Origin of the sequence: Nostoc sp. FACHB-190 (assembly GCF_014696905.1) — a bacterium.
In the GTDB taxonomy this organism is placed as follows: domain Bacteria; phylum Cyanobacteriota; class Cyanobacteriia; order Cyanobacteriales; family Nostocaceae; genus Nostoc_B.
In genome coordinates this window covers 305354-331463 of record NZ_JACJQW010000002.1, presented here as the reverse complement: position 1 = coordinate 331463, position 26110 = coordinate 305354, and the positions used below count along the sequence as shown (strand labels likewise).

General features: G+C 40.6%; 20 protein-coding genes and 1 pseudogene. 12 read left to right on the top strand and 9 right to left on the bottom strand.

The genetic code is table 11. From position 1 onward, the window contains the following. Window positions 1–100: 100 nt before the first annotated feature. Entirely contained in the window at window positions 101–3262 is a 3162-nt protein-coding gene (locus H6G28_RS04455; RefSeq protein ID WP_190669217.1) for a PAS domain S-box protein, read from the bottom strand. Between the two features lie 198 nt (window positions 3263–3460). Between H6G28_RS04455 and H6G28_RS04450 the strand changes: the two genes are divergently transcribed. From H6G28_RS04450 to H6G28_RS04440, 3 genes are all read left to right on the top strand, one after another. Beyond that, the gene (locus H6G28_RS04450) at window positions 3461–4570 is read left to right on the top strand and encodes a Gfo/Idh/MocA family protein (RefSeq protein ID WP_190669215.1); all 1110 of its coding nucleotides are present in this window, start codon (window positions 3461–3463) and stop codon (window positions 4568–4570) included. A 169-nt stretch (window positions 4571–4739) separates the two neighbouring features. After that, window positions 4740–6005 carry an AAA family ATPase gene (locus tag H6G28_RS04445; protein WP_190669214.1) on the top strand — a complete coding sequence of 422 codons (1266 nt, stop codon included), beginning with the start codon at window positions 4740–4742 and terminating at the stop codon, window positions 6003–6005. Between the two features lie 11 nt (window positions 6006–6016). Then, window positions 6017–6970, top strand: coding sequence for a hypothetical protein (locus H6G28_RS04440; RefSeq protein WP_190669213.1), 954 nt, complete (start codon window positions 6017–6019; stop codon window positions 6968–6970). A gap of 540 nt (window positions 6971–7510) precedes the next feature. On the opposite strand, the gene H6G28_RS04435 is transcribed toward H6G28_RS04440, so the two are convergent. Next, window positions 7511–8755, bottom strand: a complete 1245-nt coding sequence (locus tag H6G28_RS04435; protein ID WP_190589480.1) for a DUF4912 domain-containing protein — start codon at window positions 8753–8755, stop codon at window positions 7511–7513. Window positions 8756–9249: 494 nt separating this feature from the next. Between H6G28_RS04435 and H6G28_RS04430 the strand changes: the two genes are divergently transcribed. Then, window positions 9250–9609 (top strand): VOC family protein, encoded by a 360-nt coding sequence (locus H6G28_RS04430; protein ID WP_190589479.1) that lies wholly within the window; start codon window positions 9250–9252, stop codon window positions 9607–9609. Window positions 9610–9624: 15 nt separating this feature from the next. After that, window positions 9625–10941: a recombinase family protein gene (locus H6G28_RS04425; RefSeq protein WP_190669212.1), complete on the top strand. Its 1317-nt coding sequence runs from the start codon at window positions 9625–9627 to the stop codon at window positions 10939–10941. Between the two features lie 8 nt (window positions 10942–10949). Here the strand turns inward: H6G28_RS04425 and pcrA are convergent, their stop codons facing one another. The 3 genes from pcrA to H6G28_RS04410 all read right to left on the bottom strand — a co-directional run bounded on the left by pcrA (window position 10950) and on the right by H6G28_RS04410 (window position 14342). Further along, window positions 10950–13283: a DNA helicase PcrA gene (gene pcrA / locus H6G28_RS04420; protein ID WP_190589477.1), complete on the bottom strand. Its 2334-nt coding sequence runs from the start codon at window positions 13281–13283 to the stop codon at window positions 10950–10952. Between the two features lie 109 nt (window positions 13284–13392). Further along, window positions 13393–13845, bottom strand: coding sequence for a DUF4365 domain-containing protein (locus H6G28_RS04415; RefSeq protein WP_190589476.1), 453 nt, complete (start codon window positions 13843–13845; stop codon window positions 13393–13395). Further along, window positions 13845–14342: a DUF4365 domain-containing protein gene (locus tag H6G28_RS04410; RefSeq protein ID WP_190589475.1), complete on the bottom strand. Its 498-nt coding sequence runs from the start codon at window positions 14340–14342 to the stop codon at window positions 13845–13847. The genes H6G28_RS04415 and H6G28_RS04410 overlap by 1 nt, the downstream gene beginning before the upstream one ends. Window positions 14343–14523: 181 nt before the next feature. Here H6G28_RS04410 and glgA point away from each other — a divergent pair, with 181 nt between their 5' ends. Next, complete coding sequence (gene glgA / locus H6G28_RS04405) at window positions 14524–16002, top strand: glycogen synthase GlgA (RefSeq protein ID WP_190669211.1); 1479 nt, start codon at window positions 14524–14526, stop codon at window positions 16000–16002. Window positions 16003–16304: 302 nt separating this feature from the next. Next, window positions 16305–16790 (top strand): hypothetical protein, encoded by a 486-nt coding sequence (locus tag H6G28_RS04400; RefSeq protein WP_190669210.1) that lies wholly within the window; start codon window positions 16305–16307, stop codon window positions 16788–16790. A gap of 21 nt (window positions 16791–16811) precedes the next feature. Here the strand turns inward: H6G28_RS04400 and H6G28_RS04395 are convergent, their stop codons facing one another. From H6G28_RS04395 to H6G28_RS04385, 3 genes and pseudogenes are all read right to left on the bottom strand, one after another. Then, window positions 16812–17111, bottom strand: a complete 300-nt coding sequence (locus tag H6G28_RS04395) for a putative quinol monooxygenase (RefSeq protein WP_190669209.1) — start codon at window positions 17109–17111, stop codon at window positions 16812–16814. A gap of 135 nt (window positions 17112–17246) precedes the next feature. Next, window positions 17247–17423, bottom strand: a pseudogene (locus H6G28_RS04390) (class II aldolase/adducin family protein); the annotation flags it as partial. Window positions 17424–17907: 484 nt separating this feature from the next. Further along, on the bottom strand, window positions 17908–18342 hold the full coding sequence (locus H6G28_RS04385) for a BON domain-containing protein (protein ID WP_190669208.1): 435 nt from the start codon (window positions 18340–18342) through the stop codon (window positions 17908–17910). Between the two features lie 428 nt (window positions 18343–18770). Here H6G28_RS04385 and H6G28_RS04380 point away from each other — a divergent pair, with 428 nt between their 5' ends. Further along, entirely contained in the window at window positions 18771–19115 is a 345-nt protein-coding gene (locus H6G28_RS04380) for a DUF760 domain-containing protein (protein ID WP_190669207.1), read from the top strand. 152 nt (window positions 19116–19267) lie between these two features. Here the strand turns inward: H6G28_RS04380 and H6G28_RS04375 are convergent, their stop codons facing one another. Next, window positions 19268–19762, bottom strand: a complete 495-nt coding sequence (locus H6G28_RS04375) for a pentapeptide repeat-containing protein (RefSeq protein ID WP_190669206.1) — start codon at window positions 19760–19762, stop codon at window positions 19268–19270. A 151-nt stretch (window positions 19763–19913) separates the two neighbouring features. On the opposite strand from H6G28_RS04375, the gene gcvT reads away from it, so the two are divergent. The 4 genes from gcvT to H6G28_RS04355 all read left to right on the top strand — a co-directional run bounded on the left by gcvT (window position 19914) and on the right by H6G28_RS04355 (window position 25913). Beyond that, the gene (gcvT, locus tag H6G28_RS04370) at window positions 19914–21029 is read left to right on the top strand and encodes a glycine cleavage system aminomethyltransferase GcvT (RefSeq protein WP_190669205.1); all 1116 of its coding nucleotides are present in this window, start codon (window positions 19914–19916) and stop codon (window positions 21027–21029) included. A 149-nt stretch (window positions 21030–21178) separates the two neighbouring features. Further along, window positions 21179–21568 carry a glycine cleavage system protein GcvH gene (gene gcvH / locus H6G28_RS04365; RefSeq protein WP_190590401.1) on the top strand — a complete coding sequence of 130 codons (390 nt, stop codon included), beginning with the start codon at window positions 21179–21181 and terminating at the stop codon, window positions 21566–21568. Between the two features lie 159 nt (window positions 21569–21727). Further along, window positions 21728–24646 (top strand): aminomethyl-transferring glycine dehydrogenase, encoded by a 2919-nt coding sequence (gene gcvP / locus H6G28_RS04360; RefSeq protein ID WP_190669204.1) that lies wholly within the window; start codon window positions 21728–21730, stop codon window positions 24644–24646. Between the two features lie 307 nt (window positions 24647–24953). Further along, window positions 24954–25913: an AEC family transporter gene (locus H6G28_RS04355; RefSeq protein ID WP_190590399.1), complete on the top strand. Its 960-nt coding sequence runs from the start codon at window positions 24954–24956 to the stop codon at window positions 25911–25913. Window positions 25914–26110: the final 197 nt, after the last annotated feature.

The following is a 26110-nucleotide window of genomic DNA, read 5'->3' as shown; positions in this document are numbered from 1 at the left end:
AAATTTGTATTTTACCCAAGTGAAAATCACTATAAAATACATTAGATACAATGTTGTAGCATTTCACTGTTGTACTAGGCTCAAATTAATTCGAGGAATGTCAAGTGATTAATGTAGCGATCGCATCTAGTAGTAGTTGCGGTTCAATTGGTTTAGCGAGGTGTGCTTGAAATCCCGCCGCGAGGATTTGACGTTTATTTGTCTCCCCAACAAAAGCAGTCAAAGCGATCGCGGGAATATCTCGGTTAAATTGGGGTACTAGATGACGCACTTGATGAATAAAAGTGTAGCCGTCCATGTCTGGCATTCCAATGTCACTGATTAGCAAATCGAATGGTGTTTTAGCTAACAAAGGTAGGGCTTTAATCGGAGATAATACTTCTTTGACAAGTGCGCCTTCTTGTTCCAGTATCACCTTCAGCAGTTCGAGGGAATCGGCCTCATCATCAACCACCACCACGCGGAGATTTTCTATACTCAGTTTTTGAGAGTCGGAATCATCAGGAGTATGGAGATTTAATGCAGACATTAAAGGTAACTGTACCGTAAAGGTTGCCCCTTGTCCTTCTCCGGCACTGGCAGCATTGATACTCCCCCCATGTGCTTCAATAATTTTACGTGCGATCGCCAACCCCAACCCTAACCCACCAAAATTCCGAGTTGTGGAACTATCCTGTTGTTGGAATAACTCAAACACGAATGGTAAAAATTCTGGTTGGATGCCTTTACCAGTATCACTCACTTGAATTTGTGCATGGTTATTAATACAAGTGAGTTGCACTGTTACCTGTCCACTGTGGGGGGTAAATTTGATGGCATTTGAGAGTAAATTCCAGATGACTTGTTGTAATCTGCCTGCATCCCCTCTGACATAAGCCTTTAATGGCTCTAGTAACACATCTAATTTAATCGCTTTTGCCTGTGCTGCTAAATTCACAGTTTCTAAAGCCGCAGCGATTGGTTCCGATAAATTCACAGCCCCAAAACTGAGGGAGAGTTTACCACGAATGATGCGGGAGATATCAAGAAGATCATCAATTAGTTGCGCCTGTTGTTTGGCATTCCGCTCAATCGTAATTAAGCCATGCTGGAGTTTTTCGGCATTCATCTTGGGTGATTGCAGCATTTTTGCCCAACCCAAAATCGGGTTTAAGGGCGTTCGTAATTCATGAGAGAGAATCGCCAAAAATTCATCCTTGATTTGATTGGCGCGTTCGGCAGCTTCTCTGGCGGCTTGTTCTTGTTGGAGTAATTTTTCTCGTTGGGTTTCTATGGCTTTGCGATAACTAATATTCTTAAATAAAATGGCAACTTTACGGTTTTCTGCCCGTTCAATGGGGAAGGCATAAACCTCAAACCAGCGATTCATAACCTCAGAGCCATTTTCAAAGCGCACAGGTTCACCGGTGAGGGCAACTCTGCCATAAGTTTCAAACCAAAATTCTTCTAAATTAGGAAGAAGTTGCCGGGCTGTTTTACCAACTGCCTGTCGAAGTCCGGTTTCTCGCTCAAAAGCAGGGTTAATTTCTAAAAAGCAATAATCAACTGGTTTGTTGTTTTCATCAAACAACATTTCAATTACACAAAAACCGTCTTCCATCGTCTTAAACAGGGTGCGATAACGTTCTTCTGAACGACGCAAGGCTAACTCGGATTTTTTGTGTTCGGTAATATCGCGGTTGGTTTCTAAAACTAGTTTCTGTCCGTTCGTCTCAATTAGTTGCTGACGGCTTTCTACAATTACCTGCTGTCCTGTATGAGTAGTATGCTTTAACTCTCCTGTCCATTGGCGATCGCGTTCTAAGATGGTAAGCAGTTCCGCTAATGGTAAGGGGTAAATTGTTTGAAGCAGAATATGGGTATTCTGCCCCATGACTTGTTCTCTTGTATAACCGTACAGTTGCTCACAACCCTGATTCCAACTGATAATGCCTTGCTCAAAACTCCATACCAGTATCGGTTCATAAGATAACTCAATCAGCAAGTTGAATTGACGTAGTTGTTCTTCGGTGCGTTTGCGTTCAGTAATTTCTTCACACACAGTACTGACACCAATCACACGTTCTCCGTCCTTCAACGGCAAAAATTTTTCTAACCAAACCCTTTCTACGCCCGGTTGTGCCGGAGTTTCCCCGCGAATTTCAACATTCAGTAATGGTTCTCCTGTGTCAAAAATCGGACGGATTAATTGTTCGGCAGTATCGGCAATGTCAGGTAACAACTCGCGGATGGTGCGCCCAAGATGTTCTTCTACAGAAAACCCATTAATTTCCGCCAATTGCTGGTTAATTCGCACAAAACGCAGGTCAGGATCGAGAACATTTAAGCCAATGGGGGCAGATTGGTAGATAGTCTCAATTTCTGTTAGTTGCTGTTGCAAGGTTGCCCGACTTGATTCTAATTCGGCTGCTAGTCGCTGACGTTCTGTAATGTCTGCCACCATCCCAATTAGGCGAATTAATCTTCCTTGCTGGTCAAAAAATCCGCGTCCACTTTCTTCTAAGGTGACGATTTGTTCATCTGGGCGCAGGAGTCGATAGGTAATTTTGTAGCTGCTATTCTCAGGTTTGAGTGTTTGTATAATTCCTTTGAAGCGATCGCGATCATCAGGATGGACACGCTGAAAAAAATTTGCGCCTGTATCTTGTTGCGCTGATGATGGGCTTAACCCTAAAATCACACCACATTGAGGCGATCGCTTGACTGCATCGGTGATTAAATCCCATTCAAAAGTAAAGATCCGGGCAACTTCCATTGCTAATTGATTGCGTTCTTCACTCTCCCGCAGTGCGGCATTTACCTGTTCTAATTCGGCAGTTCGTTTGGCAATGCGCTGTTCTAGTTCCTGGTTGATGTTTTGTAGAGTAACTTCCGTCTGTTTTTGCTGGGTAATATCTCGCGCTACGCAGTAAATCACACCCCTGCTAATTTGTGGTGATGCTGTCCACTCTAGCCAGCGATCATCGCCATCCTTTGTCCGGTAGCGATTCTGGAAATTGAGTGTGGGTATACCTGCCTTGATTTTCTCCATTTCTGCCAAGGTGGCAATATGGTCATCTGGATGCACAAAGTCCAAGAAAGGACGGGCTAAAAATTCTGCTTCTGAGTAACCCAGGATTTGAGTAAATGCTGGGTTGATTCGCCGAAAGTAGCCATCCAGACCAACTACCGACAGCAGATCAAGCGATCGCTCAAAGAAAAAGGCTTCTTCGGATAATACCAATTCATTTACAGGTGAGAAAATATGATCTTCAGCAGTCATAACATAAATCACGCTGGAGACACAGCGAAATAAAAGCCAAGCCAAAATCTAAAACAAGTATTCATTACAGAGCGATCGCTGACGTTTCCTCTGTAATGAAGGTCATCACTATCGTATTATATGGTGATAATTATTCAAGATGATTAATGTAAATAGTCTTGCTATTGTTAAATTTAATTTAGAGGTGCAGAATTAACCATGAATCAAAATGTAGTTGGTGTGGCTGTAGTTGGGACTGGATTTGGTCAAAAAGTTCATATCCCTGGGTTGATTGCCCATCCTCGAACTAATGTAGTTGCTGTTTATCATCGGGATATTCATCAAGCCCAAGTTATTGCTGATGCCCATAATATTCCTCATGCTTGTACTAATATTGCCGATATTGTCAACATCCCAGAAGTACAAGCAGTTAGTATTTCCACACCTCCATTTTTACATTATGAAATGGCTAAAACTGTACTAAAAGCAGGTAAACATTTATTATTAGAAAAACCCACAAGTTTAAATGCAACTGAAGCTAAAGAATTATATCAATTAGCAATTACAAATCAAGTAACTGCGGTAGTAGATTTTGAATTTCGCTTTGTTCCCGGCTGGCAATTATTTGCAGATTTATTAGCATCAGGTTATGTCGGTAACAAACGCCTGATTAAAATTGATTGGTTTGGTTCTTCTCGCGCTGATACTTCTCGCCCGTGGAATTGGTATTCGTCTCAAGCCCAAGGCGGTGGTGCTTTGGGGTCTTTGGGTTCCCACGCCTTTGATTATATTTATTGGTTATTTGGGCCTGTCCGCAGATTAAGTGCTTATTTAAGTACCGCCATCCCCAACCGCCTTGACCCCAGCACCAATCAACTCAAGCCAGTGGAAACCGATGATAATTGTTTGTTGTCCCTGGAATTAGCCGATGGCACACCTTGTCAACTGAATATTAGTGCGGTAGTTCACGCACCGCGCACTCATTGGTTAGAGGTGTATGGCGATCGCGGTACATTAGTCTTAGGCAGCGAAAATCAAAAAGACTACATCCACGGTTTTCGCGTTTGGGGTTCCCAAGTCGGACAACCACTCACAGAAATTGAAATTCCTCAGTCGTTAATGTTTACCCAAAACTTCACCGACGGACGTATTTCTGCATTCATCCGCGTAGTAGACCAATGGCTACAAGGAATTGACCAAAAACAGTCAGTTGTCCCATCTTTACGAGAAGGGGTTTATTCCCAATTATTAATGGATTTATCCCATCAATCTCATCAAACTAGCAGTTGGATTGATGTTCCCAACTTAGATGCTTATCTGCAAAATTAAGATTAGCCGCATTCACATAACTTATGCAGATGTTGATAGATAATGATTTTTTCCCAATGATTACCACTGCATAAGTTTTCATCAGCCATAATAGAACATATTCGAGAGGAGATGAGCAAGTATCTTTTTATTTTCAAGCATTAATCAATACTAAAAAATAGGAGTTTTTATGTTTTTGCAGAGAATTCGAGTTCCTGATTTTCGTGTTTTAAAAAATGTTGATATTTCTTTTGAAAAAGAATTCACCCCTAGTATATTTCCACTGGGTAGCTTGAATGGTGCTGGCAAAAGTACACTATTGCAATTAATTTTTGTGTTACTCCATTGTTCTATTCATAAAGATAGAATAATTTTTCTAAAAAATTTAATTGAAGGTTTTAAGATTGATAAAGACTCTGATAAGCGAGTTTTAGCAATAATTGATATTTGGGATGGCAAACAAAATATAGAACTTGAGTTTTTTACTTGCAAAGAATCTTTTATATTAGATAACTATGAACAAGAAAATAATGATAATGAAACCAATGAAAATATTTTTTCTGTAACAGATGTCTATGATGAAACAAACAAGGCGAAATCAGAATCTAGTTTTGAGGAAATGCTCTCTTTAATAAATGATAAAAACCGGAGAAAAGAATATTTCAATAAAATATTTTCAAAATATCTTAAGAGTAGTAAGACAATATATATATGTGATATATCTTCTGACAATTTTGATTATGACAAAGAAATGTTACTGTGCCATTTTGATAATTTAGATATAACCGATATAAAACATATAAAATCATTTTTTATTAATTTATCAGATAAAGTATTCTTGGCAGCACATATTTCACAGATTTTTCTATTTCTTTCAGCTAAATCTAGGAAATTATTATTTAATAACCAAGGTGAAAATAGTTATTATGTGAACTTAAAAGAGGATAAAACTCAATTACCTAATTTTTTCACCTATGATTTTATGGCTATGGATATTCTGATTAAATCTTTTACTGATGCTCGTGATCAAGATTTTAGACAAGCTATAGAAACAGGAAGTTACGGAGATAATTATAAAACATTATTAAAGGATTTAAATTCTGTATTAAATAATAAAAAAATCAACCTAAACAAAGATTTTACTGGCGTTAATTTTAAAAGAGATAACGATAATGTAGAACTTTACCCAGAAGATTTAAGTCACGGTGAACTCAAAAAATTATGTATCTATGTATGGATTAAATCTAATAAAATAGAAAATGCAATTGTTTTAATGGATGAAATTGAAATAGCATTTCATCCAGATTGGCAATATCAAATAGTTAGGGATTTAGAAGAATGGTCGCCTAGCAATCAATATATTTTAGCAACTCATTCTTATGAGCTATGTCAAGCAGTTACCCCTGCTCATGTTAAAGAATTACCACCAAAACTTATCAAGCCAAACAAATTATAAAATAACTAAATATGGGTCTTAGTGAAGCAGAGCTAGAAGAGCATTGTCGATATATTCTAGAAGATAGAAGAATCCTCAACAAAATAGTTATACTGTGTGAAGGCGAAATTCCAAAAACGTCAGGTAGATTATCGCCTCAATCGTACAGAAATATGGATAAAATGCCTGATGCTAACTTTTATCATGCTTGCGTTCCAAGATGGTGGAAGCAGTATAGACCTCAGTTTATCAATTGCGGCGATCGCCAAGATGTATTAAATACATTTTTTAGTATTTTAGACTTACATAATCAAAATCCTGCCAACTCTTATCTCAGTCCCCATCAGCTATTTGCCATTGTAGATTTAGATATTCAAATAGCCAGCATAAAAAACGATTACGCTTTTACAGATACCGATTCTATTTTCTACAATTTATATGAGAAAGCTAAAATTAATGAAGGGAATTGTATAAATCATCGTATATGGGTGACTGGCTTAGTTCACAAAGAAGCATACTTTTTAACACCTGATATTCAGTCAGTCTTGGACAATTACTCAAATACACCTGTCTATCAAGATTCAGTTGTGAATATTGAGCAAGTTTATCTTGATATAGTTGATAGTTTGCATGAAGATATAGATTTACAAAATAACTTAGAAAAAACATTTAATCGAATTAACTACTGTTCAAATTTAGATTTTGATGATATCAAAAATTTTCAAACTTCTTGGAAAATAAATTTTATAAATAGTCAAAATAATTTCGATAAAAACATCTTAAGTTTAGCTTTACTGACAATTGCTAAAGCCAAAAAATATTGGAAACAGATTCAACCGCCTCAAGGATGGACTAGTTCAGAACGGGCGTTTAGAGATGGATTAACGCTAGAGATAGGAAAATTTTATTCAGAACAAGAATGTGATGCTAAAAACCACATTCCTTTTTTCTTCAAAATTCTATATGGTTTGATTGAGCAGGAGTAATCCCAAATCGATATGAAGAAGCGTATATGTTTGATAGCGCCAGACTTCCAGTGTGATACCATTTCACGAAATTACTGATAGAAATCGCTTCCTCTGCAACTCTGCTTCTGGTCGCCGAGCGTTCGCGCAGCGTCTCCGTCAGGAGAAGTCGAGGCGCTACTTGCATATCCGTATCATTTTTAAAGTGAAATGGTATGAGGGGTTTATTTAGCGCGTATGAAATTCCACGGCCAATACGGTTCGGATAAGAAACTTACTTGTGTAGGCAAGCAAGGGTGCAGGGGTGCAGGGGTGAAAGGGGGAACGAAGCTACGCTCTCCCCTGCACCTGAAGCTCCTCCGCCCCCCTGCTCACCTCAACAGATACATTTGTTAACCAAACCGTATTGATTTCACGACTGTTTGTCAAATTTTGATGTCATAGTTACCAAAAAAATCGAGGCTCAGATCCCCGACTTCTTCAGTTACGAAGATAATAAAAACCCGCTATAGAAAGACTTACTATAGCGGGTAATAATTCAAAATTCTAATTGTGGATTATTTAGAAAATCCATTCGGGAATAGCTTCTTCTTTGGTATTCGTATTGCGAGATGGTGTTTCACGATTGAACTTCATGTGAATTGAGCGTGTTTGCTCACCATCAGCAGCCACAGCCAAAATTGGGTAGTCAATTAAACCATCTTGGAAGGACATCTGGAAGCGGAATGTCCCATCGGGATTCAGTTTAATTTCACGACCGCCGATTGTTACAGTCGCATCAGGTTCAGTTGCACCGTAAACAATCAATTCCGCATCAGCAATTAACCAGAACTGGCGGGGACGAATGGGTGCGGCGGAAGCTGAGAAGCCAACACCAGACATTCCTGCACCAGACATGGTTAAACCAGACACGGTGGGAACAGCCCACATACCAACACCAGATGGGAAGACGTAGGAACTGATAGCCTGTTCGGGGCGTACAGAACCAGCTACGTGCTGCATAGAACCAAACAGAGAACCTGCAACCCGTTGTGCTTCGGCAGATTCGGCTAAACCAAAGATGTGGTCGTAGATGGGGTTTCCATTTGTACCAGTTGCTGTTGGCAGTTTCTTAGCTGGTGGTACTAGTTCGTACAGAGTTCTACCGCGCAGGTCTTCTTCAAAATTAACAGTGATGAAGACATCTTCAATCCAGTCAGATGGGTACACAGGAGGAATGTGTACTTGAGCAGAACGCGCCAAAACTAACCAACGACCATCAAAAGTCCGATAACCAATATCGATAACATAATCGCGATCGCTCACAGGAATAGGTAAATACCATTCTCTGGCTAGTTCATCAACAGGATATTCTTGGATGCTGTGGGGGCTTTGATAATCAAGACTGATGTCGGTAACATCATAAATCCGCAGTGCTAATTGCTGTCCGCCCTGACGACGCAGTTCTTCTTTATGATCATTGGGAATATCCCAATAAGTGTAAGCCCATTGGGGATCACGGGGTAAAAGTACAATCCGGCTTTCACCATAACCACCCGGTAGATCGGCGAGTCCTTCATCAACATCAGCCAGAGAGCCACCTGTACGGTCTTCTTGACCCAGTTCAAATTTTGCTGCTTCCACGGTTTCCTGTGCCTCAAGTGAACGAGATGGACTAAGGGACGCTTTGCTGCGCTGCACCTCTTGAATTGCTGCCAACAACTGTGATTTACGCATTCGGCTATAGCGGGAGACGCTATACTCACTGGCAACTTTACGTAGTTGTCTCAGTGTCATCTCCTCTAGCGGTGGGCGTTCTTTTGCCATTAATTTGGCCTCCAGTAGTTTGAAAGGTAATTATCTCTCTGAGTTAGAGAATGTTTGATAAAAAAGTCATTCTTCTCAGATGAATTTCTTATTCCTGACTCCTGGTTTTGCCCAGTTTTTAAAGTTTTTTAATTCGCTTTTAAAATGAGGGTCACTCCCTTTCAATTTCCTTGAATGCTTGGGTAAGCATTTTTCGGGATCGGAGGAGTCGTTTTGTTAAGTAAATATTAACCAGTAACCCTCGGTATTGATCAAGGGGTCTAAAGGTACTTTTTTCGGGCTTTTACGAATTTAATAGCTTTGGCGGGATCATATTGTTATGATTTAATGACATTTGAGTTTTCTACTCCTCAGTATTGTCAAATTTTCATGACTTTTGGAAGGCTCAAGCTATCAAACCCTTGCCCAGATGTGATCTCATCTCCAATTCTGGGATTTAATCTAGTTGCACAGCTAATACGTCAAAATCTAAATAAAAGCGAACTTTAGTAACTATGCAGATTACCCAAAGCCTTCATACAGCCATTCTCGTTACCGACTTAGAACGCGCTGAAAACTTTTACACTCAAGTGTTGGGATTATCAAAAATTGACCGTTCCCTAAAATATCCTGGTGCATGGTATCAAGTCGGCGACTATCAAGTTCATCTCATAGTCGCATCCACAGTACCAACCGATAACCCCAACGAAAAATGGGGACGTAATCCCCACATTGCTTTTGCAGTAGCTGATTTAGAACAAGCTAAACAAGAACTGCTAAGTCAAAATTATCTTATTCAAGCCAGCGCCTCTGGTCGCTCCGCCATCTTTACTCAAGATCCCGACGGAAATGTGATTGAGATCAGTCAGCAGTGATTGAATGATTAACTGATGAAAGTTATTGCCTACATTTATTGTGACCCTCTCCTAGACTCTGTTCCACAAAACATTAATTGGCAATGGGAGGTAGAACGGATTTATGAAGATTTGGCTAAGAGAAATGCTGATGGATGTACTGTCCGATCGCAATTACAACAATTACTCACAGACTGTCAAAATGAACCAGTAGAGTATTTGCTGGTTCGTCGTCTGGAAGAATTAGGTGATACTGTAGAGGAAGTCAGCGATCGCTTAAATGAATTAGAAGCGATGGGTGTAGCTGTAATTGCGACTGAACAATCCTACACATCAGAGCAATCCCAGTTTCGGGCTGAATTACTCAAACTAATCCAAGAAATTCAATATCAACAAAGAAGTCGGCGTATCCGTCAAGGACACGCTCGGAATCGTCTTGAAGCCGCACCGCCACCCGGAAAAGCACCTTATGGTTATCGCCGTGGTCAAGGAAAATATATTATTGACCGCAGCACCTCCCCCGTTGTGAAAGACTTTTTTGATCACTTTTTACTCTACGGTTCCTTGCGGGGCGCAGTGCGTTACTTAGCAAAAAAATATGCGAAGAAAATTTCTGTTACCACTGGGCGACGCTGGTTAACAAATCCTGTTTATCGGGGAGACACAGCTTATCTCAACGGTGAAATTATCTCAGATACTCATACAGCGATTCTTTCTAAAGAAGAAGCAGCCCAAATTGACCGACTATTACGCCGTAATAGCCGCTTACCATCTCGAACTGCAAGTGCGCCCCGTTCTTTAGCTGGGTTAGTTGTCTGCGGCGAATGTCAATCTCATACAACAGTCACTCGCGTTACCCGTCGCTACCAAGACCAAGAGTATCTTTATTTACGTCCGATTAATTGTCCTCGAAGTCCCAAGTGTCGCGCCATTCCTTACCAAGACATTTTAGAATCGACGATCGCTAAAGTTTGTCGTGATTTACCATTAGCAGTAGCCGGGATGAATTCTCCAGAGTTGGATACTGTCAAGAATAGTTTAGGCGATGCGATCGCACGTCAACAAGAAATATTAGCTCAGTTACCTGCTTTAATTGAAACTGGTATTTTAGATGCAGAAACAGCAAAACTCAGAGAATACAAACTCCGCACAGAAATTTCTGCACTCCAAGCCAAGTTAGCCACACTTCCCCCTGTCAATCTGCGTTCTGTCGCCCAAGCCGTTTCTATTCCACAATTTTGGTTAGATTTGTCAGAAACAGAACGACGCTTTTACCTGCGAGAGTTTATTCGCCAAATTGAAATTAGCCGTGAAGATAAACAATGGGATTTACGAATAGTGTTTATTTTTTAGTAAGTCATTTAAGGCTTTCCATCAACTTTTTGCAACTGTGCTACTCTGGGGTCAATAATTTTTTGACCTAAACTAGCAAATTTAATCGCCACAGATATTTTATTTCCTGAACCGAAAACGTGAGTTATTTCGCCAATTCCAAAGGTTTTGTGTAGGACTTGATCCCCAACTTGCCAATTGTGAGATCCTTCTTGTTTTTCGTTATTTGTTGCAGCATTCCTAGGATAATTTTGCCGAACTTTACTTTGACTAGTTAATAATTCTGGGGGTAATTCGTCCAGAAATTGCGATCGCAGTGCGGGTTCTCGTGAACCATATAAACGGCGTTCACGGGCGAAGGATAAATGTAACCGTTCTTGGGCGCGGGTAATTCCTACATAACACAAGCGGCGTTCTTCTTCTAAGGATGCGGGATCATTCATTGAACGATAGTTAGGAAATAACCCTTGTTCTAATCCCACCAAAAAGACTACGGGAAACTCCAATCCTTTAGACGCGTGTAGAGTCATCAAAGAAACGGCTGTTTGTCCTTCTTTTAAATTATCCAAATCAGAACTTAAGGCGGTACTTTGCAAAAAGGCTGTTAAGGAAACATCCTCATTTTCTTCTTGAAATTGCAAAACGGCGTTATAAAGTTCCTGGACGTTTTGAATTCTGTCTTCTGCTTCATCTGTACCTTGACTGTGCAAGTCTTGGACATAACCAGATTCTTCTAACAAACCCATAACAATTTCCGAGACTGGAACCGTTGCGACTTGTTCTTGATAACGGCCAATCATTTGTCCAAAATTATTCACCGCTTTTGCTGAACGCCCAGCTAATGTATTAACAGATGTTTCATCGCTGAGAATTTCCCATAAGCTGACACCTAATTGCTGGGAGGCGTTAATTAAGTTATCAATGGTGGCTTTACCGATTCCCCGTCGGGGAGTATTAATCACCCGCAATAAACTCACTGTATCAGCAGGGTTAGCGATCGCTCTGAGATAAGCTATCACATCTTTAATTTCTTTGCGGTCATAAAATTTCATTCCGCCCACAACTGTATAAGGAATTTGATTCCTCACCAACAATTCTTCAAAGGGGCGAGATTGGGCGTTAGTGCGATACAAAATTGCAAAACTACCCCAATTTAATTCGGGATGTTGATGTTCTAAGGTACGAATTTGCCGAATCACAAAATCTGCTTCCGCCAGTTCATCATCAGCTTTGTGACAATGAATTTGTTCACCACTTCCCCGCGTTGGTTTTAGGACTTTATCAATTCGTTGGGTGTTATTTTCAATTAATTCATTGGCAGCCTGTAAAATATTTTCACAAGAGCGATAGTTTTCTTCTAACTTCACCATTGTGCGGGTATCTTCATCCGGTAAACCATCACCGAAATCATTTTGAAATTCCAGCAGAATGGTAAAGTCTGCCATGCGGAAACTATAAATTGATTGGTCAGCATCGCCTACGACAAAGACTGAGCGATTTTGCCAATTCCATTCACTTTTTCTATCTTCTCCATTAGTTACTAACAACCGAATCAAATCATATTGCGTGCGGTTGGTATCTTGATATTCATCAACTAAAATATGACAGAATTTGCGATGCCAATAACCTAAGACTTGCTCGTTTTGTTGAAATAATTTGGTAGGGACAAGAATTAAATCATCAAAATCTAGGGCGTTATTTTCTGCTAGTTTATCTTGATAGGAACTGTAGACTTGAGCAATTACTCGTCCGCGATAATTTGGCTGTTCTTTTTCAAAGTCTTGGGGTGATAAACCTTGGTTTTTGGCGTTACTGATGGCGTAGCGAACAGAACGCGGCTCAAACTTTTTATCGTCGAGGTTTAATTGTTTGGTGACAATTTCTTTAACTAAAGATTGGGCATCTGATTCGTCAAAAATCGAAAAATTTCGATTCCATTTGCGCCCTTTTTCATCTTGATATTTCTCAATATCAAAGCGCAAAATCCTTGAAAATAAACTGTGGAAAGTACCGCACCACAAATCTTTGATGGTTGTGCGGTAAACTTGCGATCGCAGTTTTGTTTGTTCGTGTTCTGGTAATAAATCAAATTTTGTCCCGTGTTGCGTCATCGCCAATTGTTCCGCAAACAGCTTTTGAATGCGTTCCTTCATTTCTCGTGCAGCTTTGTTGGTGAAAGTCACCGCCAAGATATTTTCAGGATTCACACGGTGTTTGAGAATCAAGTTAGCGATACGATAAGTCAAAGCGCGGGTTTTCCCGGAACCAGCGCCAGCCACAACTAACAACGGGCCACAATAGTGTTCTACGGCTTGACGTTGGCTAGGGTTGAGGTGACTGAGAAAGTCAATAGTTGTAGTCATGGCTTGTGAGGTGTGCGGGTTTGTCGCTGCTAGTCATAAGGTATTTTAGCAGCGTCACCTGTCAAGTTTTTATTTGGGGCGATCGCACAAATATCAAGCCAGAGTATTTTTATGCAGCAAAATGACTCTTTGCATCGTACCAAGCATTTACATCGTCAACAATCTGTCTAATTCCATTCTCATCTAGAGAATGCCATTGTAGAGATACTTGGTTAGAGTCAGCAATAACATGATTTAGCCATTTGTAATATCCTTTGTCATCCTCCATCGTAAACAAGAATAAAAATAGCGGAAACGGCACATTATGAAGATATTCAGTTGTTTTTTGGGTAATAGATAGTGAAAAATCTTTTAAATTTCTGATAGCTGTGTCTTGTGCTTTAACTTCCACACCAAAAACTCTTCCAGTCGGCAGGTTATCTCGTAGTATCGTTACAAGAATATCAAAGCCATAATCAGCCGACTTCATCCTTTCAATCACTAAATCGTTGCGACGAGTCAGGTACATAACTGCAAGATATTCGGCGCGTTCTGCAATAAAATTTTGTAGATTCTGCTTCATTACTTCCTCCATTTCGGATCGCAAAAAATTGATCGGAAGGTTGCGTGGTGAGGAGAAGTCCAGTATGCTTTCACCTCATCCCATAGTAATGCCAATACATCGGGGTTGAGGGGATAATCTGTACACAAACTGGAAAACCCTGTGGTACTTTCGCCGTTACCTGACAAAATATAACCCTGCTCTGCTTGCTCATCAATACCAATAACATAAGTAGGCGCAGGATAGGCTGCAAGACGCTTCATATCGCTGTCATTAACTTTGACTCTTAATCGGCGATCGCTTTGAGTGTAACCTTGGGATGTTGACTTTACTTGCACAAAAAAGAAAGGTATCAAAGACTCATCATGAAAGAGTTCTACGTAAAAATCGATTGCTCGCTTTTTTTCTCCTAAAAATCGCGGATGCTCAAATAAATAACCACGACTAGGATGTTTACGTGTGATGAGAACTCGAAAAATTGATTCGCCACGTTCTCCGATAACTTCTCTTGTATCCACTACACTAAATACCCCTCTAATCTCCTCAGTATAAGTCTGCCCGCAGATGAAATACCCCGACTATCTACCGCTTGTATTAAGCTTTCGTGATTAACATTGGCTTACTTACTTGTCAATGAGTACATATTGCATATACTGAACAGTATAGTTAATATAAATTTTTGTATAGCGAGGACTAGGAATGTACATAGTACAGATTGCCTCGGAATGCGCTCCTGTAATCAAAGCAGGCGGTTTAGGGGATGTTGTTTACGGACTGAGTAGAGAATTAGAAGGCAGAGGAAATTGCGTCGAGATCATACTACCCATGTATGATTGTATGCGCTACGACCATATTTGGGGTCTGCATGATGCCTACAAAGACTTGTGGGTTCCCTGGTATGGTGCAGCAGTTCACTGTTCTGTATACTGCGGTTGGGTGCATGGTAGGCTGTGCTTTTTTATTCAACCCCACTCCGAAGATAATTTCTTTAATCGCGGCTGTTATTACGGTTGTGATGATGACAATATGCGCTTTGCCTTCTTTAGCAAAGCCGCTTTAGAATTTTTAAATCAAAGCAATAAGCGCCCTGATATTATCCATTGTCATGACTGGCAAACAGGCTTAATTCCTGTTTTGCTGGCTGAGATTTACAAATACAATGGTATGGAATATCAGCGAGCTTGCTACACCATCCATAACTTTAAGCATCAGGGAATAGGCGGTGTACAAACTCTCTGGGCGACAGGTTTAAATCGAGAAGATTACTATTTCCAATACGATAAGCTGCGTGACAACTTTAACCCCTTTGCCTTGAATTATATGAAAGGGGGTATTGTTTACGCCAATGCAGTCACCACAGTTTCACCCAACCACGCAGAAGAAGCGCGATTTACAGAAGTGGGTTGTGGTTTAGGTCATACACTGCATTTAAATCAAGATAAATTCTCTGGGGTACTTAACGGTATTGATTACGATTTTTGGAATCCTGAAATTGACCGTTACATCCCCAATAACTATACCTACGAAGATTTTGAACAAAAAATATATAACAAAAAAGCTTTACGCGAAAGGCTCTTGCTTGATGCAGCCGATAAACCAATCATTGCTTATATTGGTCGGTTAGATAATCAAAAAGGTGTGCATTTAGTACATCACGCGATTTATCATGCACTCAATAAAGGCGCACAATTTGTATTACTGGGTTCAGCCACAGAATCAGGAATCAATGCTCATTTCCGTCATGAAAAAGCATTTTTAAATAGTCACCCCGATGTGCATTTAGAATTGGGCTTTAATGAAGAATTATCCCATCTCATCTATGCAGGGGCAGATATGATTGTGGTTCCCAGCAATTACGAACCATGCGGTTTAACTCAGATGATTGGTTTAAAATATGGTACAGTGCCAATTGTGCGTGGTGTTGGTGGGTTAGTCAATACGGTATTTGATCGAGATTACGACCAAAATCTACCACCAGAAAAACGCAATGGTTATGTATTTTATCAAACAGATAATTACGCCCTAGAATCGGCAATGAATCGGGCAATTGATTTGTGGTATCAGTCACCTGATGAGTTCCGCCAATTAGCGATTCAAGGGATGAAATATGACTACTCATGGAACATTCCAGGAGCCGACTACTTAAAGATTTACGAATGGATTAGACATCGTTGGTAAGTCAGCATAAACAGATTTATCTTGGTTTAATTTAATACAATTTTCATACTAAAAGGTGCGGTTTGCTATGGCGATCGCACCTTTACTAATTTATACATACCTACATATAAATTGATAAATATTTGTTGCTGATTTTGTGGATTTTCTAGAAATTTCAAACTTGTCTTGTTAACAATTTTTTATATAACGTGAAATGTCAAAGTTACTCTTTAGCTAATTGGATCTCTTAGGATAGATGTCAGAATTTAAACACAAGCTATAAATCAAAATATCAGGTTTGATTCATATTTTGAGAGGTAACTATGCTCCACCATATTTCCATTGCTGTCAAAAATCCTCAGCACGTAGCTAATGTTATGGCAGAAATTATGCACGGTCGAGTGGCACCATTTTCACCTAATCCCGGTGGGTATATGATGTTCGTGGGGGATGAGTTTGGTACTGGAATTGAATTTTATCCCTTGGGTAGTGAAATTATCCCTGATGTATGGCAAGGACAAGCAGGATTTCAAATAAATGAACATCCTGCAAATTACACGTCAGTTCATGCAGCAATTTCTGTTCCCGTCAGCCTAGAAGAAATTGAGCGTATTGGCGCACAGGAAGGTTGGCGAGTGCTTGCTTGTAGCCGTAATGGTGTGTTTGATGTGGTGGAATTTTGGATTGAAAATCGTTTGATGTTGGAACTCCTGACACCGGAGATGGCTGCGAAGTATCTGGAAGTAACCAGTCCGCAAAAATTAGAACAGCTGGCTAATTCAGTGGCGGGTGTGAATGTGGGTGGATAAGGGAGATAAGGGAGATGGGTATTACGCTAAAAGATTGTAGCGGCTAATATCTGGTGCAGCAGCTAATAAACCTTCTAGTTTGCCTAATGCTGCTTGGATATGAGGTGTATTTAAATGAGTTTCCAATGCTTCCGCAGAAGTCCATTCTTCAACAAATGTGAAATCTGTTGGGTCAGACTGGTTTTGCAGAAGTTCGTAACTAATTACACCTGCTTCTTGTCTGGTAGGTTCAACTACACTGAGTAGTAAAGCTTTGAGTTCTTCTACTTTATTTGGTAAGGCAATAAAACGAGCCACAACACGCAGATTTTGATTAGACATTTTGTACCTCAGTTAATAGTTAATAGTCATTTACAGCACTTTTGTTAAGTAGTGAGTCATAAGTAAATTTCGGACTCATTACTCATTACTTTTTTCAATCAGTTGCTGTACCTCATAAACATCGAATCTGCTGTATTAATTGTTATTGTCTCCCTCAAGTCCCAGTTGTCTTACAGCTACCATATAACGGAAGATGTAGTCTATCAACTCTATGTAGTTACGGGCTGTTTGCCAAGAAGATGCCCAGACTGTGATACCGTGGTCACGGATGAGTAAGGCGGGAATTTTGGGTGAATTAATTGTAAAGCGATCGCTAAAATATCATTGAAAAATCTAGCTATAAACCTTAAAAACCCTACCTGTTATTTTGGTTTGTCTGTCAATGCGTAAGTCCTATCCTCTTTTTAAACCGAACGATGAACTGAATTTTCTCCGTTCGTTGTCAGGTAATCCCTCTATTTTATTAAGTATTTATACTTATTCTTCCCTACATCTGTTTTTTTAGCCATAGGTAATTCCTGAAAAAATAGTACAAAGTAACTATTTTTTGAACTCCAAAATCGGGGTTAATACTCTATTTTTTTCAAAATGAGAATTGCTGGGATAAAATACAGTAATTATCCCTGTCAAATACAAATTAGTTGAATCTGGTAATGATTCTTTACCAGGACTTACTCAAAACGCTCAATTCTCCTACTAAATATAATTAGCCTGCGTGGTGCGCCAATCGCAATAGGCAGGCTTTGTTTGTATAGCCCCAGACTTCCAGTCTGAGGGGTTTACATACAGGCTAAAGTTAAATCTTATTAGGTATTAGCACTTTCGCTTCTACTTTGACACTCTTCACACCTTTGACTTCCTTAACTAATTTTTCAGCTTTTTTTAACTCTGCATTCGATGTCGCCGTCCCTTTAATTACGATATTCCCCGCTTTAGCTTCTACCTCTAATTTATTATTTGGTAACTCGGCTTTCAGCTTTTTAACAACTTCACTTTTTAATGCACCCTCAGATTTTGTAGTTACAGGAGTATTTTTAGTTACTGCTGTTTTCTCAGTTGTATCTTTAGGTGTTTTATCTGTAGTTTGAGTAGTTTGAGAAGCGGGTTTTGCTGATGCTTGGGAAGTTGGGTTATTAGTAGAACTTTTAGCAGCATCTTGATGATTTTCTTGACAACCAACAGCACCAACTAACAAAATGCTACTGATGATCAACGGCAATAATTTTTTCATATCTGTCTCCAAATTGAATACTTGCAACGGTCAATAGAGATAGATGCGATTCTGAAGAGAAAACTTAACAACAATCTAATAGGCTATAGCAAGTTGCCAGCTATTAAGCAATATAGATGCCTAAGATATTTTTTCGACTGGTATCCTAAGCAATTTGATAAGGGTTTTATGATGTTATCAAATTAATTAGATATTTGCCTATATTTTGTCAAAAATTTATATTTTTATAGAATAAATCACTAGTTATTTTTGATACATATATATAGAAAATAATATTTTTATTCCTACATAGAACCTACTTCTTTCTAGCCAAGCAAGATTTATCAGAAGTAGAATAAACCAGATGTGAGATGTTCGGTTACTTTGAATCTATATATTGCAAAAATCTGATAAATTCAAGATATCGCAGCAACAAAATAAATCATCCTATGAGTAATCTTTCTCCTCACCAGCCAGACAACTTTATGCCGGAAGATATTAAAAATAATCAGTTTTGGCAATATCTACAATCTCTCAATCGAGATACAGTTGTCCAACTATCTAAACCAGATTCCCCAGAAGTATTACACTTAATTCAACAGACAATTGTGGCAATCTTAGGCAATTTGCCCCATGACAGATTTAATACTATGATTACTACTAACCGCGAAGAATTAGGCAGATTACTAGGTTCAGCTATGGTAGATGGCTATTTTTTACGTAACGCCGAACAAAGACTGCAAATAGAAAAAACTTTTCATTTAGCAAATGAACAATCTACAAATCCTGAATAATTGTTCTGCTGATTAATTAAAACCCTCCAAATATTTGGAGGGTTATTTTTATCAATATGATTTATGTTGTAAAGTGTGAAGGGGGTATAAGATTATAGGTGTTCAAAATCCTTACACCCTCACACCCTCACACCCATTCTTCACCGACCAATTTACCTACAACCCAAAGACTCCCGTGTATCTACACCTGTTTTAGAATTGACACCACTAGCTTTAGCACAGAGTTTTTTCACCTGTGTCCCGTCTAACACGGCATTCGTAAAATCTGCACCTGTAATCTCAACATTATCAAAGGTCGATCGCAGCATCATCGCATCTGTCAAAATTGCATCAGTCAAATCAGCATTTTTGAACCTAGTCAAGTAAGCTATACCATTACTAAAATCTACACCATGCAGATTTACACCTTCTAGGATAGTGCCGTTAAACACACCGCCGCGTAAGTCAGCATTGCTAAAGTTAGCATTCTCCAAATCAACGTTGGTAAACTCACTACCCACTAAACTTTGACCAGAATAATCCTTTGCTATCACTTCATCCCCAGCCGAACGGGTAATACTCGAAGAACTAGCAGCCTCCGCCGATAAGGGGAATAACAATAAAGCCATTGCTAAAACAACACTCGCTAGTATGCGCCAATTTTTCATAACTTATTCTTAACAAAACTCAATACTCCTACAAATAACATTACTAGGTTAAAGTCTGAAGGGTGAAGTATGAAGTCGGAAATTTTATACTTCAGACTTCAGGCTTCATCCTTGACTTAGGATATATAGCAGTTGAAGAGCATAACTACCTGTGGCTAATCAAGAAAACATCGCCGCATCCTTGGCGCGAACTCCTTTATATCAACTGGGTGTAGAACTTAAAGCCCGCTTCACCAGCTTTGGTGGTTGGGAAATGCCTGTACAATACAGCAGTATTACCAGCGAACACGAAGCTGTGAGAAATGCTGCGGGGATGTTTGATATCTCCCACATGGGCAAATTCACCTTGGAAGGTAAAAAAGTCATTGACCAACTCCAGGGTTTAGTCCCTTCTGACTTGAGTCGCTTACAAGCGGGTCAAGCGCAATATACAGTATTGTTAAATCCCCAAGGGGGAATCATTGACGATATTATTGTTTATTATCAAAGTGAAGAAAAAGTAGCGATCGTTGTTAATGCAGCAACCACAGCCAAAGACAAAACCTGGCTATTGCAAAACCTCAACTTAGATGACATTCAATTTCAAGACCTCTCACCCGAAAAAGTCTTAATTGCCTTGCAAGGGCCACAAGCTGAGAAATATCTCCAGCCATTTGTAGAACAAGACCTACAACCAATTAAAGCCTTTGGTCATTTACAAGCAAATATACTCGGTCAACCAGCCTTTATCGCCCGTACAGGTTACACCGGCGAAGATGGCTTTGAAATTATGGTAGACCCAGAAGTAGGCATAGAATTATGGCGTAATTTCTACAATGCTGGTGTCGTTCCCGCAGGACTAGGTGCTAGAGATACCCTACGCCTCGAAGCCGCAATGGCACTTTATGGACAAGACATCGACGATAACATCACACCTCTAGAAGCAGGTTTAGGCTGGTTAGTTCACCTCGATACCAAAGACGACTTTATTGGTCGGTCAGTCTTAGAACAGCAAAAAGCCAACGGGGTGCAACGCCGACTTGTAGGTTTACAAATGCAAGGGCGTAACATCGCCCGTCACGGCTACCAAGTTTTATCCGCAGGTCAAGTTGTAGGAGAAGTTACCAGTGGGACGATATCTCCAACACTGGGTTATCCTGTTGCTTTAGCATATATTCCCAGCAAACTAGCAAAGGTTGGTCAACAGTTAGAAGTGGAAATTCGCGGTAAAGCCTACCCCGCATTAGTAGTCAAACGCCCCTTTTATCGGTCAAAAACAAAAGGATAAAGTGACATCACATTTTTTACTTCATCCTTTGCTGCTTTTTAAGGAATAATGTGTTGTGAACTACTCAAGCTACAGTAAACCTGATTATTAAACATGACCAGCATTACTGTGAGAACAATAATTTTAGTGAGAATTGGAGGGTAAGTAATATGTCTCAATATCCTGATGATTTAAAATACCAGGATAGTCATGAATACGTACGGCTAGATGGTGACATTGCTACCATTGGCATTACCGAATTTGCCGCCAGAGAATTAGGGGAAATTGTATTTGTAGAACTGCCAGAGATTGGTCAACTTTTTGCTAAGGGTGATGAATTAGGCACAATTGAATCAGTCAAAGCCGTTGGAGAAGTTTTTTCACCCGTAACCGGTACAGTGGTAGAAATTAACCCTGTTGTGGCTGATGATCCCGAACTACTGAACGATGACCCTTATGGCGAAGGTTGGTTACTGAAAATACGTGTTGATGACCCCAGTGAACTAGATGATGCCTTAACTGCCAGTCAGTACAGCGCACTGGTAGAAGGACAAGAGTAAAAAGTGTGAAGTATGAAGTGTGAAGTATGCAGACACCCTTTGGGTGGCTTATCGCAGAGTAATTTCAGCCTTCATCCTTCATCTTTTTTATTTACCGCCGACTTGTTAAAAGTATTTTTTATTGCAAAATATTAAATAGTTGCGTCCGGAGTTCGATTTGTGGTATTCCATGCCCCTCAAACCCAGTCTACCCTTCCTGAAAATACAGCGTACTCTAATTTTTTAGAACGACATATAGGCCCCAACACCAAAGACATTCAGCAAATGTTGGAAGTTCTGGGTTTTGCCAGCCTAGACGAACTCATCGATCGCACAGTACCACAAGCCATCCGATCGCAGCAAACACTACAATTACCCGACGCACAAAGTGAATATGCCGCCTTAGCAAAGTTAAAAAACATTGCGGCTAAAAATCAAGTGTGTCGTTCCTACATCGGTATGGGATATTACGACTGCGTTACCCCGCCTGTAATTGGTCGTAATATCTTAGAAAATCCTGGTTGGTACACTGCATACACCCCCTATCAGCCCGAAATTGCCCAAGGCAGGTTAGAAGCACTGCTGAATTTCCAAACCATGATTATTGACTTAACAGGTTTGGAAATTGCCAACGCTTCCTTACTCGATGAAGCCACCGCCGCCGCCGAAGCCATGAGTCTGAGTTATGGTGTCAGCAAAACGAAAGCCCATAGCTATTTTGTTTCCCGTGACTGTCATCCCCAAACCATTGATGTCTTACAAACACGAGCAAAACCTCTAGGAATCAATATTATTATCGGCGACCATCAAACTTTTGATTTTGCTGAACCGATTTTTGGCGCAGTCTTGCAATACCCAGCCACCGATGGCACTATCTACGACTATCGCGCCTTTATCGAAAAAGCCCATACAGTCGGGGCGTTAGTTACAGTCGCCGCCGACCCCCTCAGCTTAACTTTACTCACCCCGCCCGGTGAATTTGGTGCGGACATTGCTGTAGGTAGTACTCAACGCTTTGGTATTCCCTTGGGGTTTGGCGGCCCTCATGCTGCTTACTTTGCCACCAAAGAAGAGTATAAACGCCAAGTTCCAGGGCGCATTGTTGGGTTATCTAGAGATGTCAACGGTAAGCCTGCATTACGTCTAGCACTGCAAACCCGCGAACAACACATCCGCAGAGAAAAAGCCACCAGTAATATTTGTACCGCCCAGGTACTATTGGCGGTAATGGCTGGTATGTACGCCGTGTATCACGGGCCAGAGGGACTGAAGAATATTGCCGAAAATATTCACCAGTTAACTGTAATTTTGGCAGCAGGCTTAAAGCGTCTGGGTTACAAAATTAGTTCAGAAAATGTCTTTGATACGTTACGAGTAGAGTTAGGTACACAAAACCTCGAAACTATTCTTGCAGGTTGCCAAGGTAGGAATATCAACTTACGAATTTTTGATGAGACTGCTGTTGGTATATCTTTAGATGAGACAACTACAGCAGAAGATTTAATCGACCTGTGGCAGATTTTCGCTGGTCAAGATGAATTATCTTTCTCTGTAGAAGAATTAACAAATTCCACTACCGATATTTTGCCACGCCGTCAAAGCAGCTACCTCACCCATCCCGTATTTAACCGCTATCACTCCGAAACAGAGTTGTTACGTTATCTGCACAAACTAGAAACCAAGGATTTATCCCTAACAACATCGATGATTCCTTTGGGTTCTTGTACCATGAAACTAAACGCAACCGCCGAAATGATTCCGGTGAGTTGGGAGGAATTTGGCAAGATACACCCCTTTGCACCACCATCACAAACACGCGGTTATCAAATTCTGTTTCAGCAACTTGAAGCGTGGTTAGCGGAAATTACTGGGTTTGCGGGAATTTCTCTACAACCAAATGCAGGTTCCCAAGGAGAATACGCCGGACTGTTAGTCATTCATGAATATCATGCTAGTCGCGGCGAAGCACACCGCAACATCTGTTTAATTCCCACCTCCGCGCATGGAACCAACCCAGCAAGTGCGGTGATGTGTGGGATGAAAGTCGTAGCCGTTGCCTGTGATGCTGACGGTAATATTGATGTAGAAGACCTCAAAGCCAAAGCCGAAAAGCACAGTAGTGAACTGGCGGCGTTGATGGTGACATATCCTTCAACTCACGGTGTATTTGAGGAAGCCATTCAAGAAATTTGTCAAGTTATACACCGTCACGGTGGACAAGTATACATGGATGGGGCAAACATGAACGCCCAAGTCGGGTTGTGTCGTCCCGGCGATATTGGTGCAGATGTTTGTCACTTGAATTTGCACAAAACCTTCTGTATTCCTCACGGTGGCGGTGGCCCTGGTATGGGGCCAATTGGTGTCGCATCCCATCTCGTACCCTTCCTCCCCGGACACGCCGTAGTTCCCATAAATAAACCCACTCCCCACTCCCCACTCCCCACTCCCCACTCAACAGGCGCAGTCGCCGCCGCACCTTGGGGTAGTGCCAGCATCTTGGTAATTTCTTGGATGTATATTGCCATGATGGGGGCGGCTGGTTTAACCCAAGCAACGAAAGTGGCAATTCTCAATGCTAACTACATTGCCAAGCGACTAGAAAACTACTATCCAGTGTTGTACAAAGGCAAAAATAACTTAGTTGCCCATGAATGTATTTTAGATTTGCGATCGCTCAAAAAATCCGCCAACATCGATATCGATGATGTTGCTAAACGATTAATGGACTATGGTTTCCATGCGCCGACAGTCTCCTGGCCTGTGGCGGGAACTATCATGGTAGAACCCACAGAAAGCGAATCAAAAGCAGAATTAGACCGTTTTTGTGATGCTTTGATTGCTATTCGTCAAGAAATTGCCGAAATTGAATCAGGCAAAATAGATATTGAAGATAATCTTTTGAAAAACGCACCCCACACCGCCGAAAGTCTCATCGCTGGCGAATGGACTCATCCCTATTCCCGCGAACAAGCCGCCTACCCCGCACCTTGGACGCGCGACGCAAAATTCTGGCCTAATGTCGGTCGTATTGATGCTGCTTTTGGCGACAAAAACTTTGTCTGTGCTTGTTTACCAATGGAGGCCTACGCAGAATAAATAACGCCGTGTGCGACTTTCTCTCAAACCTAACCCCCAACCCCTTCCCTACCAGGGAAGGGGAGCAAGATTCAAAGCCTCTCTCCGTTTCGGGGAGCCAGCGCGTTGCGGAGGTTCCCTCCGTTGTAGCGACTGGCGTGAGAGGTTTGGAGAGGGGTTTCAAGAATAAGTCGCACATCGCGTTAAATAATAATGTAAGAGGCTGTGCTGAATTTTAGATTTTGAATTTTAGATTTGAGATTCAATCCAAAATCTAAAATCCAAAATCCAAAATTTCTTGACACCTCAACCAAGGTGCCACTCTATCATGATTGAAAGTTTGATTCATGCTTACACCCCGCTTTTCCTGTGGATTGGGATAGGATTATTAGGTTCTCGATTAACTTCAGATAATTTTCTCAAGTGGCTGGGGAACAGCTTGTATTGGGTGGGAGTGCCATTACAACTTTTTGTTTTAGCACGTCATACTGATTTATCTCACGGCTTCCTCATCCCTGGAGTTGCAGTTGCAGTATTACTGCTGAGTTTGGTTTTAGCATTGTTGATTTGGCAAGCTATACGGTGGTTCCGACATCATCAACAGCCAGCCTCAGAATCAGCCGTGGACATGCCATTGATGCAAGCCAGTTTAGGCAGTTTTATTCTCGCTACCATTTTAGGGAATACTGGTTTTGTTGGACTCACCCTCACCCAAGTCCTTACTAGTCCAGCCAACAACGACTGGGCAGTATTATTCAGCGTTACCAACAACGTCATCGGCACTTATGGTATAGCAGTCTTAATTGCCAGCTATTTTGGTAAAAGCACAATCAATCAGCACTGGTGGACTCAGCTACGCGATTTAATTACAGTTCCTAGCTTGTGGACATTTTTTCTGGGCTTGAGTACTCAATTTATCCAATTACCAGCAGTTGTTGAGTCAGGATTAGAACAAGCTGTTTGGGTAGTCATCGCCTTGGCTTTGTTACTCGTCGGTCTGCGTTTAGGTACAATTACAGGCTGGAAAAGTATTAAAATTGCTTCTATTGCCAGCGTCCTGAAAGTCTTTATTGTACCTGTATTAGTGGGATTGATCGCCACCTTTTTTGGTGTAACTGGTGAACAACGTTTAGTACTAGTGTTAATGTCAGGTACACCTACTGGTCTTTCTGTATTAATTTTGGCAGAAGTTTATGATTTAGATCGCAACTTATTAGCCAGCAGTATTGCCTTGACATTTATTGGCTTATTTATAGCACTGCCTTTGTGGCTTTTGTGGTTTAGTTGATTTTGATAACCACTTTAATAATTTTTGATACAACTTCTATTTGAGTAATCAATCTTAGGACACTATAATGTATCGGCAAAACAAGGGTTGGCAACAACAACGCTTAACCATGTTTTAGCTTACTGTTTGCTTGACTGCCTAGAGTATTTCATGGAAACAAATGATGATTATTGGCGATCGCATCCAAATCGGTATAG